The organism is Pseudomonas sp. GW821-FHT03E01, assembly GCF_059420765.1.
In genome coordinates, this window is the sequence record NZ_JBWKUI010000015.1 from 179,218 (window position 1) to 196,107 (window position 16,890).

15 protein-coding genes are annotated in these 16,890 nt (G+C 60.4%); 5 read left to right on the forward strand and 10 right to left on the reverse strand.

Annotated features, from left to right (window positions below; all coding sequences use genetic code 11):
• Nucleotides 1–164: 164 nt before the first annotated feature.
• Together AC07VO_RS24510 and AC07VO_RS24515 are read right to left on the reverse strand one after the other, a co-directional pair.
• On the reverse strand, nt 165–998 hold the full coding sequence (locus tag AC07VO_RS24510; protein WP_018929636.1) for an AraC family transcriptional regulator: 834 nt from the start codon (nt 996–998) through the stop codon (nt 165–167).
• Between the two features lie 34 nt (nt 999–1,032).
• Entirely contained in the window at nt 1,033–1,536 is a 504-nt protein-coding gene (locus tag AC07VO_RS24515; RefSeq protein ID WP_086946055.1) for a VOC family protein, read from the reverse strand.
• A gap of 265 nt (nt 1,537–1,801) precedes the next feature.
• Here AC07VO_RS24515 and AC07VO_RS24520 point away from each other — a divergent pair, with 265 nt between their 5' ends.
• The 4 genes from AC07VO_RS24520 (at nt 1,802) to AC07VO_RS24535 (ending at nt 5,725) form a co-directional block, all read left to right on the forward strand.
• Complete coding sequence (locus AC07VO_RS24520) at nt 1,802–2,257, forward strand: (2Fe-2S)-binding protein (protein WP_007937751.1); 456 nt, start codon at nt 1,802–1,804, stop codon at nt 2,255–2,257.
• A 36-nt stretch (nt 2,258–2,293) separates the two neighbouring features.
• Nucleotides 2,294–4,462, forward strand: coding sequence for a xanthine dehydrogenase family protein molybdopterin-binding subunit (locus AC07VO_RS24525; protein WP_086946056.1), 2,169 nt, complete (start codon nt 2,294–2,296; stop codon nt 4,460–4,462).
• Nucleotide 4,463: 1 nt separating this feature from the next.
• A complete protein-coding gene (locus AC07VO_RS24530) occupies nt 4,464–5,042 on the forward strand; it encodes a hypothetical protein (protein ID WP_018929632.1) in 579 nt (192 codons plus the stop codon).
• A gap of 74 nt (nt 5,043–5,116) precedes the next feature.
• On the forward strand, nt 5,117–5,725 hold the full coding sequence (locus AC07VO_RS24535) for a GGDEF domain-containing protein (RefSeq protein WP_064618228.1): 609 nt from the start codon (nt 5,117–5,119) through the stop codon (nt 5,723–5,725).
• Here the strand turns inward: AC07VO_RS24535 and AC07VO_RS24540 are convergent.
• On the reverse strand, nt 5,716–6,993 hold the full coding sequence (locus AC07VO_RS24540; RefSeq protein WP_086946057.1) for an amidase: 1,278 nt from the start codon (nt 6,991–6,993) through the stop codon (nt 5,716–5,718). The genes AC07VO_RS24535 and AC07VO_RS24540 overlap by 10 nt on opposite strands.
• A complete protein-coding gene (locus AC07VO_RS24545; RefSeq protein WP_019579332.1) occupies nt 6,990–7,415 on the reverse strand; it encodes a VOC family protein in 426 nt (141 codons plus the stop codon). The genes AC07VO_RS24540 and AC07VO_RS24545 overlap by 4 nt, the downstream gene beginning before the upstream one ends.
• A gap of 114 nt (nt 7,416–7,529) precedes the next feature.
• On the opposite strand from AC07VO_RS24545, the gene AC07VO_RS24550 reads away from it, so the two are divergent.
• A complete protein-coding gene (locus tag AC07VO_RS24550; RefSeq protein WP_018929628.1) occupies nt 7,530–8,384 on the forward strand; it encodes a LysR family transcriptional regulator in 855 nt (284 codons plus the stop codon).
• A gap of 69 nt (nt 8,385–8,453) precedes the next feature.
• Here AC07VO_RS24550 and fabI read toward each other — a convergent pair whose 3' ends face one another.
• The 6 genes from fabI to AC07VO_RS24580 are packed head-to-tail and all read right to left on the reverse strand — an operon-like array spanning nt 8,454 to nt 16,652.
• The gene (gene fabI, locus AC07VO_RS24555; RefSeq protein WP_007937760.1) at nt 8,454–9,248 is read right to left on the reverse strand and encodes an enoyl-ACP reductase FabI; all 795 of its coding nucleotides are present in this window, start codon (nt 9,246–9,248) and stop codon (nt 8,454–8,456) included.
• A gap of 22 nt (nt 9,249–9,270) precedes the next feature.
• Nucleotides 9,271–10,881, reverse strand: a complete 1,611-nt coding sequence (locus AC07VO_RS24560; protein ID WP_018929627.1) for an ABC transporter ATP-binding protein — start codon at nt 10,879–10,881, stop codon at nt 9,271–9,273.
• A 1-nt stretch (nt 10,882) separates the two neighbouring features.
• On the reverse strand, nt 10,883–11,902 hold the full coding sequence (locus AC07VO_RS24565; protein WP_007906755.1) for an ABC transporter permease: 1,020 nt from the start codon (nt 11,900–11,902) through the stop codon (nt 10,883–10,885).
• A gap of 1 nt (nt 11,903) precedes the next feature.
• Nucleotides 11,904–12,977 carry a microcin C ABC transporter permease YejB gene (locus tag AC07VO_RS24570; protein ID WP_018929626.1) on the reverse strand — a complete coding sequence of 358 codons (1,074 nt, stop codon included), beginning with the start codon at nt 12,975–12,977 and terminating at the stop codon, nt 11,904–11,906.
• A 4-nt stretch (nt 12,978–12,981) separates the two neighbouring features.
• Nucleotides 12,982–14,823, reverse strand: a complete 1,842-nt coding sequence (locus AC07VO_RS24575; RefSeq protein ID WP_086946058.1) for an extracellular solute-binding protein — start codon at nt 14,821–14,823, stop codon at nt 12,982–12,984.
• Nucleotides 14,820–16,652, reverse strand: a complete 1,833-nt coding sequence (locus AC07VO_RS24580) for an extracellular solute-binding protein (protein WP_018929624.1) — start codon at nt 16,650–16,652, stop codon at nt 14,820–14,822. Before AC07VO_RS24580 ends, AC07VO_RS24575 begins: the two co-directional genes overlap by 4 nt.
• Nucleotides 16,653–16,890 lie beyond the last annotated feature (238 nt).

The following is a 16,890-nucleotide window of genomic DNA, read 5'->3' on the forward strand; positions in this document are numbered from 1 at the left end:
GCTCCATCTTCTGATATTGGGTTGTAGCGTGGGAAGGGAGCTTAAATAAGAGTTTGGAGTGTTGTCATATTAGTTATATGACTTTGTATGAGTTTTACCGGCATGGCTCGTGGGTTTATATTAACTAACCTGTTTTTGACAGGGGCGCATTTCGACATATTAACTTACCCGCGATATTGCCCTGGTGTCGCCGCCAGATGTTGCTTGAACGCCCGCTGAAAATGCGCCTGATCAGCAAATCCGGCCTCCAATGCGACATCGGCGATCAGCCTGCCGCTACGCAGTCGATCCCGGGCGAACTGGATGCGCCGGTTGACCAGAAATGCATGGGGCGTCATGCCGTAATGCTGTTTGAAGGCGCGGATAAGGTAGGACGGCGACAGTTGCGCCGCTTCGCAAATGTCTTCGAGCTTGAGCTGATGCGTGCAGTTATCGCGGATGTAGTCGGCGGCCCGTTCGAGCTTGAAATTGGGTTCGCGCAGCGGTTGATCGACCGGGTTGAGCCGCTGTTGCACCTCGGTGAAAAACTCCACCGCCGCGCTGTGTTTGCGCAGCACGTCTTGCTGCTGATCGATCAACACCTCGTATACGCTCCTCAGGCCGGCGAACAGCTCGAGATCGCGATTGTGGGTGATGGAAAACCGGCGAAACGCCGAATCCTGGCTGAAGCCGAGCTGATGCTGCAAGTCAGTCAGCCAAGGCGTCTCGACGTACAGCATCAGGTACGACCAAGGCTGGTCATCGATCGGATTGCAGGCATGCACATCGCCGGGGTTCATCAACACCACGGTGCCGGCGCTGACCTGAAACTCCGATTGCTCATGGATGTAGGTGCTGCGCCCAGCGGTGATAGCACCGATGGAAAAGTGTTCGTGGGAATGCCGGGCGTAGCAGACCTCGCGGCCGTCGGCGATGGAGCGGGCTTCGATGAAGGGCAGGGCGTCGTCGCGCCAGAAACGCGGGGCTTTGTCTGCATCTTTGGCGACGGTGTGCTTCATCTCGATGTCCTTGGCGGGCCAGTGCCTGAGTGTATTAGCTCTGGCCCGCAAAGGCTCGTTCCAGTTCGGCGATGTCGAGTTTTTTCATTTGCAGCATCGCTTGCATCGCGCGCTGGGACTTGTGCGTATCGGGGTCTTGCATCATGTGCATCAGCGCGATCGGCACGATCTGCCATGACACGCCGAATTTATCCTTGAGCCAGCCACATTGCTGCGCCTGCACAGGCCCACCGGCGGACAGGTTGCCCCAGAAGTGGTCGACTTCCTCCTGATTCTGACAATTGACCTGGAACGACACCGCTTCGTTGAAGGTGAACACTGGCCCGCCATTGAGACCGGTGAAGGTCTGGCCATCAAGCTCGAAGCTGACCGTCATCACCGAACCTTCCGGGCGGCCGTGGATTTCCTGACCGGCCTTGCTGTAATGGGTGATGGCGGTGATTTTCGAGTGATCGAAGATCGAGCAATAGAATTTCGCCGCCGTTTCGGCCTGATCGTCAAACCACAGGCAGGGCGTGATTTTTGGAAAGCGTTGCATGGCGGTTGTCCTCGGCAGATTGAACACACTGGATTATCAGATTAGCCAGTCCGCAGTAGACGGGTGGCGCCGTAGATCGACAAGTCCGTAGCAGCTGCCGAGCTGTCCGAGGCTGCTGCTACGGGACGGGAGCGACCGGTGGTCGATGAACATGGCTTGTGGGTCAAATTGCGCTTAGCTGTAGGGATGACCCAAGGCGCCGCGTAGGTATTTCGCTGCCACAGCGGCGCCCCTTCAGAACACCGTGAGTCTGAGGAAATCAGCCATGCTGACCCTGAATATCAATGGCAAGGACCAGGAACTGGATGTCCCCGCGGACATGCCGTTGCTCTGGGTTCTGCGCGATGTCGCGCACCTGACGGGCACCAAATTCGGTTGCGGCATGGCCCAGTGTGGCGCCTGCACCGTACACGTCGACGGCGCGCCGCTGCGCTCTTGCATCACGCCCGCCACGGCGGTGGCCCACGGGCAGAAAATTCTCACCATCGAAGGCCTGTCCAGCGACGGCTCGCACCCGGTGCAACAAGCCTGGGCCGAACTCGATGTGGTTCAGTGCGGTTATTGCCAGTCCGGGCAGATCATGTCGGCGGCCGCGTTGCTGGCGAAGATCCCCAAGCCTACCGACAGCGACATCGACCAGGCGCTGTCCGGCAACATTTGCCGCTGCGGCACCTACCCAAGAATCCGCGCCGCGGTCAAACGCGCCGCCGAGATCGGGTGAGGCGACGTTGAAGCCACGTTGAAGGGAGTCTGAGCAATGAACAGCATCAACCCTGTTTCGCGTCGCGGTTTTCTCAAGGGCAGTGCCGTGTTGGGAGGCGGTCTGGTGGTGGCGTTTGTCATTCCTGGCGGCCATCGCTTCGCCTTCGGTGCCGAGAATCAAGGAGAGGTGTTCGCGCCCAATGCCTTTTTACGCATCGGCAACGACAACAGCGTCATTGTGCTGCTCGGCCATTCGGAAATGGGCCAGGGCATCTGGACCGGCCTGACCATGTTGATCGCCGAAGAACTGGACGCCGATTGGTCGAAAATTCGCGTCGAACACGCGCCAGCCTCGGCCGCCGAGTATGGCCTGCCGGCGTTTGGCGGGATGCAAATCACCGGCGGTTCGACCTCGACCTGGATGGAGTTCGATCGCTATCGTCAGGCCGGCGCAGCGGCGCGCTTGATGCTGATCGACGCGGCAGCCAAGCGCTTCGACATGGCGCCTTCGCAGATTAGCACCGAATCGGGCGTGGTCATTGCCGGCGACAAACGCGCCACTTACGGCGAACTGGCGGATGACGCCGGCAAGTTGCCGGTGCCGGATCCAGCCTCGATCAAGTTCAAGGAAGCCAAGGACTGGAAGGTCATCGGCAAACCCACCAAGCGCCTCGATACCCCGGAGAAAATCACCGGGCAGGCGAAGTTCGGCATGGACGTGCAATTCGACGGGCTCATGACTGCGGTGGTCGCTCGGCCGCCAGTGTTCGGTGGCAGCGTCAAATCCTTCGAAGGCGCCGAGGCGCTGGCGGTGCCTGGCGTGCACAAAGTGGTGCAGGTGCCCACGGGAGTCGCGGTGATTGCCGATCATTATTGGGCGGCGAAGCTGGGGCGCGATGCGCTGAAGGTTGTATGGGAACCGGGGCCGAACGCCGGGCTCGACAGCCAGCAACTGCTGGAAAGCTTCCGTAAACTCGCCGCCACCCCCGGGACCTCGGTCAGCCAGGCCGGGGACGCGACGGTCATGTTGGGCAGGGCGGCGAAGACTATCGAGGCCGAATACAGCGTGCCGTACCTGGCCCACGCGCCGATGGAACCGCTCAATTGCACGGTGAACATCACCAAGGACAAATGCGAAATCTGGACCGGCACGCAGTTCCAGACCCTGGATCAGATGATTGCGGGGAAGATCACCGGGCTCAAACCCGAACAGGTCGAGATCCACACCCAATTCCTCGGTGGCGGCTTCGGGCGTCGGGCCAACCCGACCTCGGATTTTGTCAGCGAGGCGGTGTACGTCGCCAAAGCGGCAGGCGAACCGGTGAAAACCGTCTGGTCCCGAGAGGATGACATTCGCGGCGGTTACTATCGCTCGGCATTCCTGCATCAGGCACGCATCGGGCTGGACGCCGACGGTATGCCGATCGCCTGGAAGCATATGCTGGTCGGGCAGTCGATCATGGCTGGCACGTCGTTCGAGGCGACCATGGTCAAGGACGGTGTCGACAAAACCTCCGTCGAGGGTGTGGCCGACAGTCCCTATTTTGAGGGGCTGGCCAATCACCTGATCGACTTGCATTCCCCGCAAACCGGCATCAGCGTGCTGTGGTTGCGGTCGGTGGGGCATACCCATACGGCATTCGTCATGGAGTCGTTGATCGATGAGCTGGCAGAGGCGGCCGGCAAGGATCCGGTGGAATACCGACGAACCTTGCTCAAGGCGCATCCACGGCATCTGGGGGTGCTGAATCTGGCGGTGGAGAAAGCCGACTGGAAAGCGCCGTTGCCGGACGGCCACGCATTGGGCGTGGCGGTGCATGAGTCTTTCGGCAGCTACGTCGCCCATGTGGCGGAGGTGTCGCAGGACAACCTGGCGATTCGCGTACACCGGGTGGTGTGTGCGGTGGACTGCGGCATTGCGGTCAACCCGCAGAGCATCGCCGCGCAGATGGAGTCAGGCATCACCTTCGGTCTCGGATTTACCTTGCACAGCAAACTGACGTTCAAGAACGGCCAGGTGCAGCAATCCAATTTTCACGACTATCAGGTGTTGCGCCTGAACGAAATGCCCGTGGTCGAAGTGCATATCGTCCCCAGCACCGACAAACCCGGCGGCATCGGCGAGGTTGGTGTACCGCCCGTGGCGCCGGCCGTGGCGAACGCGGTGTTTGCCCTGACCGGGCAGCGTCTGCGGGAACTGCCGCTGCAATTGTCGGGGGTGTGACATGAAACGACATCTGTTGCTGGGCGCGGTGGTGTTGATCGGGCTGACTGGCTATGCCTCGGACCTGTTCGCTGATGATAAAGAGGCGCTGAAGGCGTTTGACACGGTACAGAAGGTGTTCCAGAGCCCGCGCTGTCAGAACTGCCATATCCCCGGCGATTCGCCTTTACAGTTCGACGCCGGCAATCCTCACGCGATGAGGGTGGTTCGCGGGATGGATGGCAAAGGGGCGGCCGGTCTGCCGTGTGCCAGTTGCCATGCCGACAGCAATCCGCCCGCCAGTTATGGGCCTCACACACCGCCTGGAGCGCCGCATTGGAGCCTGCCGCCAGCCGCGCACAAAATGGCCTGGATCGGCCTGCCGCCCGACAGGTTGTGCGCAATGATCAAGGATCGTTCCAGTAATGGCGATCGTGATTTTGCGGCACTGATCAAACATGTCAGCGAGGACAAACTGGTGCTCTGGGGCTGGCATCCAGGTGAGGGACGGACGCCGGTGCCGGTGCCCCACGACATTTTCGTCACCCAGTTCAAACTCTGGGCGGACGCTGGAGGGCCGTGTCCGGTGGCGGGTAGCTGACCAGCGGCGCGTTTATAGGGAGTCAAACCGGGTGTGAACGACTCTAACGTTTATATCCATCAAGGGAGTGAGTAATGCTAACCCCAGAAAAACCGCTCAAACCCGGCGTGGGCACGCCGAACGTCCTCGACGGCGCCGTGCAGGACCGCGATGTACTGCGCGACCTGGCGCGCAAGGCCGAGCAAGAACTGATGGGCGTGCAGATGGCGAGCATGGATGAGTTGACGCTGCTGTCCAATCGTCATGGCTTCGAGGCTCTGGCCCAATTGGCGCTGGAGGCTTGTCGGCAGTTGGGCCAACCTGCGACCCTGTTGTTTTTCGACCTTGACGACTTCAAGCGCATCAACCGGTTGTATGGGCGTGCCGAGGGCGACAACGCCCTGAAAACCTTTGCCGACGTGCTGCGCATCGCTTTTCGTGAAAGCGATGTGATCGGTCGGCTGGGCAGCGATGAGTTTGCTGCCTTGTTGACCGGCGCCAACACGGTGGAGATTGCCGCAATCAGGGCGCGCCTCGAAGAAATACTCGATGAGCGCAATGCCACGGTGCATCGTGGTTATGACATTCGCTTCAGTGTCGGGCAGATCGAGTTTGATGCTCAGCTAACCCAAACGGCGCAAGATCTGCTGGCTCTGGTCGATAAGGCGTTGCGTGCCCGACAGTTCGAAGCTCGTCATTCTTGAATGGCGCCTTGCAAAACCGCTGCAACGTGCTCGGCCGTTCGTAACAGCCGACCATCCTCTCTGAACCTTCCGATCATCTGTAGCCCGACAGGCAACATGGCTTGGCCGGGTCTCAGCGGTATGTTCAGTTGCGGCCAGCCAAACGCCCCCCAGAACTTGATGAAGTCCGACGGCCCGGTGCTTTCCAGGCCGACCGGCGCGACCATCCCGCAAGAGGCGCCGAGCATGGCGTCGAAGGGGCGGCAAAGCTCGCTCAAGCGTGGGGCAAGATCAGCCAGGCGCGCCTTGGCAGCGGATTCCTGTTGCCAGGTTGTGGTTGCCGCCCGCTCGAACATGGCCAGGGTCGAAGGGCTCAATTGTGTTCGGTGTTGTTGAAACTCCTTCGCCAGCGAGCGGGCACCTTCGCAATCGTTAATCAACTGATGATCGTCGAATACACCGGCAAACTCATCCGGCAGCCGTACATCGCTCACGTGATGGCCGGCGCTGCGCAACTGATCCACCGCCTGTTCCAGGGCAAGGACCACGTCGGGGTCCACTTGATCCCAGCGCGACGTGCGGCAGAACCCCAAGTGCAGCGGACGCCGCTCGATGTCCGGCATCACAAACCCGGGAATCAACACGCGCGCTACCAGGTGCAGGTCGCGCACTGACTGGCCATACCAACCCACGGTGTCGAAGCTCGGCGCCAACGGTTTTACCCCTTCCAGCGACACCAGACCCAGCGACGGTTTGAAGGCGAAGAGGCCGCAGTAGGATGCCGGCTTGAGCAACGAGCCAGCGGTCTGGGTGCCCAGCGCCAGGGCAAAGAACCCTGCAGCCATCCCGGCCGCCGAGCCCGCGCTGGAGCTGCCCGGCGTTCGCGTAAGGTCGTGGGGATTGCGGGTTGGACCGGTGTGCATGTACGCAAACTCGGTGGTATGGGTCTTGCCCATGATCAGCGCCCCGGCCTGGCGCAGCAGCGTCACGACGTGGGCGTCCCGGGAGGGTTGATGGTCGGTATAGATGGGTGAATAGAACTGCGTGGGGTGGGTCGCAGTGTCGAAAATGTCCTTGATACCCACGGGGACGCCGGCCAGCAGACCCTGGCCGTTGTGCTGCGCCGCATCGGCGCGGACCTGCCGGGCGTCGAACGAGACAAAAGCCTGGATATCCGGCTCTTGCGCCTGAATGCGTTGAAGAAAGGTTTCGACGACGATGGCAGCGGTGGTCTCGCCATTGACCACCGCTTCACTGAGGGTGGTGGCGTCAAGGGGCAGGCGGATCATTTGGCGAACAACTGATTGATATTTTTGAACGCCTTGAACTCCAGAGCATTGCCGCAGGGATCGAAAAGAAACATCGTGGCTTGTTCGCCCACCAATCCCTGAAACCGGATGCCCGGCTCGATCACGAAGTGTGTACCCAGGGCTTTCAGGCGTTCGGCCAGCGCCTCCCATTCTTCCATCGGCAATACCACACCGAAATGCGGCACCGGTACGTCGTGGCCATCCACGGCGTTGGTATGGGCGGCCTCCTGAGAAGCGTTTTTCGGGGCCAGATGAATCACCAGTTGATGGCCGAAAAAGTTGAAATCGACCCAGTGATCGCTGGAGCGACCTTCTTCCAGGCCGAACACCTCGCCATAGAAACGCCGGGTAGCGTCCAGATCGTAAACCGGGATGGCCAAATGAAAAGGGGACAGTTGCATCGGATGTGCCTCGATGGGTTGAGCGTTGAGGCTGAGTTTAGTCCTGTGCTTTTTGATTGAAAGACGATAGTTTTTGCAGCGAGCTCAAATTATTTCGATCAATTGGGGGGCCGTATGCTGCGGGAACTGAAAACCTTCATTGCCGTGACGCGCCATGGCACGTTCGCAGCGGCAGGCATGCACATTGGCCTGACTCAGTCGGCGGTCAGCGCGCAGATCCGCAATCTGGAGCAGGCGTTGGGCATCCGTCTGTTCGATCGCACCGGGCGTCAGGCACTCCTCAATGCCGCAGGGCAGCGAGCGTTGCCGATGGCTCAGGAAATGCTCGAGATCTTCAGTCGCATGGCCGTCAGTGATGACATCAGCGAGTTTCGTGGCGAATTGAAGATCGGCGCGGTGGCCACCGTCCAGACCGGTTTGTTGCCACGGGCGCTGTTGCGACTCAGGCAACAGGCGCCGTTGCTGGAGGCGAAACTGGTGCCGGGGGTATCCCTGAACCTGCTGAGCCAGGTGGACACTGGCGAAGTGGACCTGGCGATTCTGATCAAGCCGCCGTTCGAACTGCCCAAGGAATTATCGGTGCAAGTCATTCGCCGGGAGCCGTTTGTGCTGATCGTGCCGGCCGACCTTGAGGGGGATGACCCGCTGCAGTTACTCGCCAGCCATCCCCACGTACGCTACGACCGCAATTCATTCGGTGGGCGATTGGTGACGCGTTTTTTGCGCGAGCAGCAGATTGATGTACAGGTGGCTCTGGAGCTGGATGAGCTGGAAGCCATTGTCAAGATGGTGGAATGCGGGCTGGGTGTTTCGCTATTGCCCGAGGCGGGGCTGTGGCTTGAGCATGGGGCGAAGGTCAGGATCATCCCGCTGGGAGAGCTGACGTTCTACCGGGAGATCGTGCTGTTGCAGCGTTATAGCCAGCGTACACAGCCGATCCAGCAGTTGTTTGCTCAGTGTTTGTTGTGAAGATCTTTTGAATTTGAGGGCACAAAAAACCCGCCTGAAGAGGCGGGTTTTTTAACGGCTAACCGAAGATCACTCTTCGATGTTGCCCATGGCGGTGGTGTTGAAGCCGCCGTCTACGTACATGATTTCGCCGCTGATGCCGGACGCCAGGTCCGAGCACAGGAAGGCGCCGGCATTGCCGACTTCTTCGATGGTGACGTTACGACGCAGCGGGGTTTGCGCTTCGTTGGCGGCCAGCATTTTGCGGAAGTTCTTGATGCCGGAAGCGGCGAGGGTGCGGATCGGGCCAGCCGATACGCAGTTGACGCGGGTGCCGTCCGGGCCCAGGGAGCCGGCCAGGTAACGTACGCCAGCTTCCAGGGAAGCCTTGGCCATGCCCATTACGTTGTAGTTCGGCATGGTGCGCTCGGCGCCCAGGTACGACAGGGTCAGCAGGCTGCCATTGCGGCCTTTCATCATTTCGCGACCAGCCTTGGCCAGGGCCACGAAGCTGTAGGCGCTGATGTCGTGAGCGATGCGGAAACCTTCACGGGTGGTGGCTTCGGTGAAGTCGCCGTCCAGTTGGTCGCCCGGGGCGAAGCCGACGGAGTGCACGATGCAGTCCAGGCCGTCCCACTTCTTGCTCAACTCTTCGAAGACCTTGGCGATTTCGGCATCGCTGGCCACGTCGCACGGGAAGCACAGCTCAGGGCTCGAACCCCAGCCCTGTGCGAATTCTTCGACACGACCCTTGAGTTTGTCGTTCTGATAAGTGAAGGCAAGCTCAGCGCCCTCGCGATGCATGGCGGCAGCGATGCCGGATGCGATGGACAGCTTGCTGGCGACACCGACGATCAGTACGCGCTTACCGGCGAGAAAACCCATGTGTTGCTCCTCTCTTTCAGGTTTATTGCGCAGTGGCTGGTGCCAGAAAAGCGGCTTCCAGCAACTGCTGTGTATACGGATGTTGGGGGGCGGCAAAGATACTTTGCGCGTCTCCCTGTTCGACCACTTGGCCATGCTTGACCACCATCAGCTGGTGGCTCAGCGCTTTGACGACAGCCAGGTCATGGCTGATAAACAGATACGTCAGGTTGTACTTGGTTTGCAGTGAACGTAGCAGCTCCACCACTTGGCGTTGCACGGTGCGGTCGAGGGCCGAAGTCGGCTCGTCCAGCAGAATCAACGCCGGTTTTAGCACTAAAGCCCGGGCAATGGCGATTCTCTGCCGCTGCCCACCGGAAAATTCATGGGGGTAGCGGTGCCGGGTTTCCGGGTCCAGGCCTACCTCCTTGAGTGCCGCAATAATCGCTTGTTCCTGCTCGGCCTCGGTGCCCATCTTGTGGATCCGCAGGCCTTCACCGACGATCTGGCTCACGCACATCCGTGGGCTCAGGCTGCCGAAAGGGTCCTGGAACACCACCTGCATTTCCCGCCGCAGCGGCCGAACCTGTTGCTGCGTCAGGCAGTCTAGCTGCTTGCCTTCAAAACGGATCGCACCTTTGCTACCGATCAGCCGCAAAATCGCCAAACCGAGCGTCGACTTGCCGGAACCGCTTTCTCCCACAATCCCCAGAGTCTGTCCCTGGGGCAGGCTGAAATTGATGCCGTCCACCGCCTTGATGTGGTCGACGGTCTTTTTCAGAAAGCCTTTCTTGATCGGGAACCAGACTTTCAGGTCCTCGACCTGCAGCAAGGGCGGGCCAATTACATTGGTCGCAGGCTTGCCGCTGGGCTCTGCTGCCAGCAGTTCCCGGGTGTACGGATGCTGCGGCGCGCGGAACAATTCTTCGCACGATGCCTGTTCGACGATGCAACCGCGCTGCATGACACATACGCGATGCGCAATTCTTCGTACAAGGTTCAAATCGTGACTGATCAGTAACAGCGCCATGCCCAGGCGGGCCTGCAATTCCTTGAGCAATTCGAGGATTTTCAGCTGAACAGTCACGTCCAGAGCGGTGGTCGGTTCGTCGGCGATCAGCAGTTCCGGCTCGTTGGCCAGGGCCATGGCGATCATGACCCGCTGGCGCTGGCCACCGGACAATTCGTGGGGCAGGGCCTTGAGACGCTTCTCGGGTTCCGGGATGCCGACCATCTCCAGCAGCTCCAGCGTGCGCCTGGTCGCGACTTTGCCGGTCAGGCCCTTGTGGATGCCCAATACCTCGTTGATCTGCTTCTCGATCGAGTGCAGTGGGTTGAGCGAGGTCATCGGCTCTTGAAAGATCATCGCGATCCGGTTGCCGCGGATGTGGCGGATGGTTTTCTCTTTCAGCTCCAACAAGTTCCGGTCGGAATAGGTGATGGTGCCGGACGGATGCCGGGCCAGCGGATAGGGCAGCAGCCGCAGGATCGAGTGGGCGGTCACCGACTTGCCGGAGCCGCTTTCACCCACCAGCGCCAAGGTTTCGCCGCGCTTGATGTCGAAGCTGACGCCTTCGACCACCCGCTGAACGTGCTCGCCAACGACAAATTCGACGGCCAGGTCGCGCACTTCGATCAGATTGTCCTGATTCATTTCACTTCCTCGGGTCGAAGGCATCGCGAGCGGACTCGCCGATGAATACCAGCAGACTCAACATCAACGCCAGCACCGCAAACGCACTCATACCGAGCCACGGCGCTTGCAGGTTGGATTTGCCCTGGGCCACCAACTCACCCAGCGACGGGGCGCCCGGCGGCAAACCGAAGCCGAGGAAGTCGAGGGCGGTCAGCGTACCGATGGCGCCGGTCAGGATGAACGGCATGAAGGTCATGGTCGAGACCATGGCGTTGGGCAAAATGTGGCGGAACATGATCGCACCATTCTGCATGCCCAGCGCCCGGGCCGCGCGCACGTACTCCAGATTCCGCCCGCGCAGGAACTCCGCGCGCACCACATCCACCAGGCTCATCCACGAAAACAGCAACATGATCCCCAGCAGCCACCAGAAGTTCGGCTGCACGAAACTGGCGAGAATGATCAGCAGGTACAGCACCGGCAGCCCGGACCAGATCTCCAGGAAACGCTGCCCGGCCAGGTCGACCCAGCCGCCATAAAAGCCCTGCAAGGCGCCGGCGATCACGCCGATGATCGAGCTGAGGATGGTCAGCGTCAAAGCGAACAGCACCGAAATCCGGAAACCGTAAATCACCCGGGCCAACACGTCGCGGCCCTGGTCATCGGTGCCCAGCAGGTTGTCGGCGGACGGCGGCGCGGGGGCCGGGACTTTCAGGTCGTAGTTGATGCTCTGGTAGCTGTAGGGGATCGGCGCCCACACCACCCAGGCGTCCTTGGCCTTGAGCAGTTCGCGGATGTACGGGCTCTTATAGTTGGCTTCCAGCGGGAATTCGCCGCCGAACGCGGTTTCCGGATAGCGCTTGAGCGCCGGGAAGTACCAGGCGTTGTCGTAATGCACCACCAGCGGTTTGTCGTTGGCGATCAGCTCGGCGCCGAGGCTTGCGCCGAACAGAATCAGAAACAGCCACAACGACCACCAACCTCGCTTGTTGGCCTTGAACAGCTCGAAACGTCGGCGATTGAGAGGGGACAGGTTCATCTCAATGCTCCCGGCTTTCGAAGTCGATGCGCGGATCGACAAGGGTGTACGTGAGGTCGCCGATCAGCTTGAGCACCAGCCCCAGCAGCGTGAAGATGAACAGCGTGCCGAAGACGATCGGGTAGTCGCGGTTGATCGCTGCTTCGAAACTCATCAGGCCGAGGCCGTCGAGGGAGAAGATCACTTCCACCAGCAATGAGCCGGTGAAGAAGATCCCGATGAGCGCTGAAGGGAAACCAGCGATCACCAACAGCATCGCGTTGCGAAACACATGGCCGTAGAGCACGCGGTGACGGGTCAGGCCCTTGGCTTTGGCGGTGACCACGTATTGCTTGTTGATTTCGTCGAGGAAGCTGTTTTTGGTCAGCAGCGTCATGGTCGCGAAGTGGCCGATCACCAGTGCAGTGACCGGCAGAGCCAGGTGCCAGAAATAATCGAGGATCTTGCCGCCGGTGCTGAGCTCATCAAAGTTGTTCGAGGTCAGGCCCCGTAGCGGGAACCAGTCGAAATAGCTGCCGCCGGCGAACACCACAATCAGCAGGATGGCGAACAGGAACGCCGGGATCGCGTAACCGACGATGATCGCCGAACTGGTCCACACATCGAAGTGGCTGCCGTGTCGCGTCGCCTTGGCGATCCCCAGCGGGATCGACACCAGGTACATGATCAGCGTGCTCCACAGCCCGAGGGAGATCGACACCGGCATCTTTTCCTTGATCAGGTCGATGACCTTGGCGTCGCGGAAGAAGCTGTCGCCGAAATCCAGGGTGGCGTAGTTCTTGATCATGATCCACAAGCGTTCCGGCGCCGATTTGTCGAAGCCGTACATGTGCTCGATTTCCTTGACCAGCGCCGGGTCCAGGCCCTGGGCGCCGCGATAGGCGGAACCTGCCACCGACACTTCGGCTCCGCCGCCGGCAATGCGGCTGGTGGCGCCTTCGAAGCCTTCGAGTTTGGCGATCATCTGTTCCACCGGCCCACCGGGGGCGGCCTGGATGATCACGAAGTTGATCAGCAAAATGCCAAACAGGGTCGGGATGATCAGCAGCAGTCGCCGAAAAATATACGCCAGCATCTGATTACTCCGTGCCCGCAGGGTCGGCTTGCAGTTTTGTTTCGACTTCTATCGCAGGTGTCGCGTCGGGTTTGACCCACCAGGTATTGATGCCGATGTCATATTTGGGTGAAACCTTCGGGTGGCCGATGTGGTTCCAGTACGCCACGCGCCAGGTCTTGATGTGCCAGTTGGGGATCACGTAATAGCCCCATTGCAGCACCCGGTCCAGCGCCCGGGCGTGGGCCACCAGGCTTTTGCGCGAATCGGCGTTGATCAGTTGCTCGACCAGTTGGTCCACCACTGGGTCTTTAAGGCCCATGGAGTTGCGGCTGCCGGGTTTGTCGGCGGCGGCGGTCATCCAGAACTCGCGCTGTTCGTTACCCGGCGAGTTGGATTGCGGGAAACTGCCGACGATCATGTCGAAGTCCCGGGAGCGTACGCGGTTGATGTACTGCGAGACGTCGACCCGACGGATCACCAGATCGATGCCCAGGTCGCTGAGGTTGCGCTTGAACGGCAGCAGCACCCGCTCGAACTCGGTCTGGGCCAGCAGGAACTCGATGGTCACCGGTTTGCCGGTGGCATCGACCATCTTGTCGTCGACGATCCGCCAGCCGGCCTCTTGCAGCAGTTGATAGGCTTTGCGCTGCTGGGTGCGGATCATGCCGCTGGCGTCGGTCAGCGGGTTCTGGAACGCCTGGCTGAACACTTGCTCGGGAATCTTGCCGCGGAACGGGTCGAGAATCGCCAGTTGATCGGCGTCCGGCAGGCCAGTGGCGGCCATTTCCGAGTTTTCGAAGTAACTGCGGGTACGCACGTAGGCGCCGTTGAACAGTTGCTTGTTAGTCCACTCGAAGTCCAGCAACAGGGTCAGCGCCTGGCGCACGCGCACATCCTGGAACACCGGACGACGCAGGTTGAACACGAAGCCTTGCATGCCGGTGGGGTTGCCGTTGGGAATTTCTTCCTTGATCAGCCGCCCTTCGGTCACCGCCGGAATGTTGTAGGCCTTGGCCCAGTTTTTCGCGGATATTTCCAGCCAGTAGTCGAACTGACCGGCCTTGAGTGCTTCCAGCGCGACGGTGTTGTCGCGGTAATAGTCAGTGGTCATCACATCGAAGTTGTAGAACCCGCGATTGACCGGCAGGTCCTTGCCCCAGTAATCCTTGACCCGTTCATATCGCACGGAGCGCCCGGCCTTCACTTCGGTGACTTTGTACGGGCCGCTGCCCAGCGGCAGTTCCAGGTTGCCCTTGTTGAAGTCGCGGGTGGCCCACCAATGCTTGGGCAATACCGGCAATTGGCCGAGGATCAGCGGCAGTTCGCGGTTGTTGGTGTGCTTGAACTTGAACAGCACGGTGAGCGGGTCTTCGGCGATCGCTTCCTCCACGTCGCTGTAATAGCCGTGGTAGAGCGGGGCACCTTCCTTGATCAGGGTCTGGAAGCTGAACACCACGTCTTCGGCGCGCACAGGGTGGCCGTCGTGGAAACGTGCTTCGGGGCGCAGATAGAAGCGCACCCAGGTGTTGTCTGGGGCTTTTTCGATTTTGCCTGCGATCAAGCCATATTGAGTGAACGGCTCATCGAGACCCTGTTTGGCCAGGGTGTCGTAGATCATGCTGATGTCGTCGGCCGGCACGCCTTTGCTGATGAACGGATTGAGGCTGTCGAAGCCACCGAACCCGGCCTGACGGAAGATTCCGCCCTTCGGCGCGTCGGGGTTTACGTAATCGAAGTGCTTGAAGTCGGCCGGGTATTTCGGCGGCTCGTTGTACAGGGTCAAGGCGTGTTGCGGGGCGGCGCAGGCCAGCCCGGCGAACAACAGACCGCTGGCCTGCAAGAGCAGGGCGCGTAAGGGAGTCATTGATCTTTCTCCGAAGATTTCAGCCACCAAGCGCTCAGGCCCAGGGTGTAGGGCGGCGTGGTGACGAAGGCGAACCGGTTGCGGTAGGCCAAGCGGTGATAATTGAGGTACCAGTTGGGAATGATGTAGTGCTGCCATAGCAGCACCCGGTCGAGCGCCTTGCCGGCGGCGACTTGTTCATCCCGTGTCTGGGCGCCGAGCAGTTGTTCGAGCAAATGGTCGACCACCGGGTCGGCGATGCCTGCGTAGTTCTTGCTGCCCTTGATCCCGACCTGGCTGGAGTGGAAGTACTGCCATTGTTCCAGGCCCGGGCTGAGGGTCTGGTTGAGGGTCATCAGGATCATGTCGAAATCGAATTGATCGAGGCGCTGTTTGTACTGGGCGCGATCGACCGTGCGCAGCCGTGCGTCGATACCGATGCTGGCGAGGTTCTCGACGTAAGGCTGAAGGATCCGCTCCAGGTTCGGGTTGACCAGCAGGATCTCGAAGCGTAGCGGTTGGCCGATGCTGTTCTGCAGCCGCTGGCCATTGAGCTTCCAGCCGGCTTCGGCGAGCAGGCCCAAGGCCTTGCGCATGGTTTCGCGCGGAATGCCGCGGCCTTCGGTCTGCGGCAGGCTGAACGGCTCGGTGAGCAGCTTGGCGGGCAACTGATCGCGATAGGGCTTGAGCAACAGCCACTCGTGGCCGACCGGCAGTCCCGTGGCAGAGAACTCGCTGTTGGGGTAGTAACTCATGGCGCGTGTGTAGGCGCCGCTGAACAGCGTGCGGTTGGTCCACTCGAAATCGAACATCAGTCCCAGCGCTTCACGGACCTTGATCTGGGCGAAGGTCGACCGCCGAGTGTTCATGAACAGGCCCTGGCTCTGGGTCGGGATCTGGTGCGGGATCTGCGCCTTGATCACCTCGCCACGGCGCACGGCCGGGAAGTCGTAGCCGTTGTCCCAGTTTTTCGCCTGATGCTCGATGTAGATGTCGAACTCGCCGGCCTTGAACGCTTCGAAGGCCACGTCGCTGTCACGGTAGAACTCGACTTCCATGCGATCGACGTTGTATTTGCCGCGATTGACCGGCAGGTCCTTGCCCCAGTAATCCTTGACCCGTTCGAAGACGATCTGCCGCCCGGGGGTTACCGAAGTGATGCGATACGGCCCACTGCCCAATGGCGGCTCGAAGGTGGTGGCCTTGAAGTCGCGATCTTTCCAGTAATGCTGGGGCAACACCGGCAACTCGCCCAGGCGCAGGATCAGCAACGGATTACCGGAGCGCTTGAAGACGAAGCGAATGCGCTGCGGGTTGAGTATGTCGACCCGCGACACTTCCTGCAGGTTGGTGCGGTATTGCGGATGACCTTCCTTGAGCAGCAGACGGTAAGAAAACGCGACATCGTAAGCGGTGATCGGCGTGCCATCGTGGAAGCGCGCTTCGGGGCGCAGGTTGAACACCACCCAGCTGCGGTCTTCACTGTATTCCACCGATTGGGCGATCAGGCCATAACTGGACGTCGGCTCATCGCCCGACGGCGCGTACTGGCCGGTGCCGACCATCAGCGGTTCGTTGAGTTCGTTGATGCCGTATTGCAGGAAGTTGGCCGTGGAAACCGGGCTCGAACCTTTGAAGGTGTAAGGGTTGAGCGTATCGAAGGTGCCAAACGCCATCACCCGCAACGTACCGCCCTTGGGCGCTTGCGGGTTGACCCAGTCGAAGTGGGTAAATCTGGCCGGGTACTTGAGCGTGCCGAACTGCGCATAACCGTGGCTTTCGCTGATCGTCGCGCTTGCGGGGGAGCTCAAGGCCAGGCTGATCAGGAGCAGTAGGAGGGGACGCTTCAAGTCAGAGATCCGATCCAGGCGGCTTGGGCTTTGTGGGCCGTACAGTAACAGCTTGTATCGACAGGAAAAAGACGGGGGCTTAATGCATTGTTAACCGCTGCCTCGATAGCCCTGCGGATCGCAGAGCCTGTGGCGAGGGAGCTTGCTCCCGCTGGGTTGCGAAGCAGCCCCAAAACCTGAAATCCGGTAACTTCTGACACGCCGCGTACTTGGGTTTACGACTGCTTCGCAGCCGAGC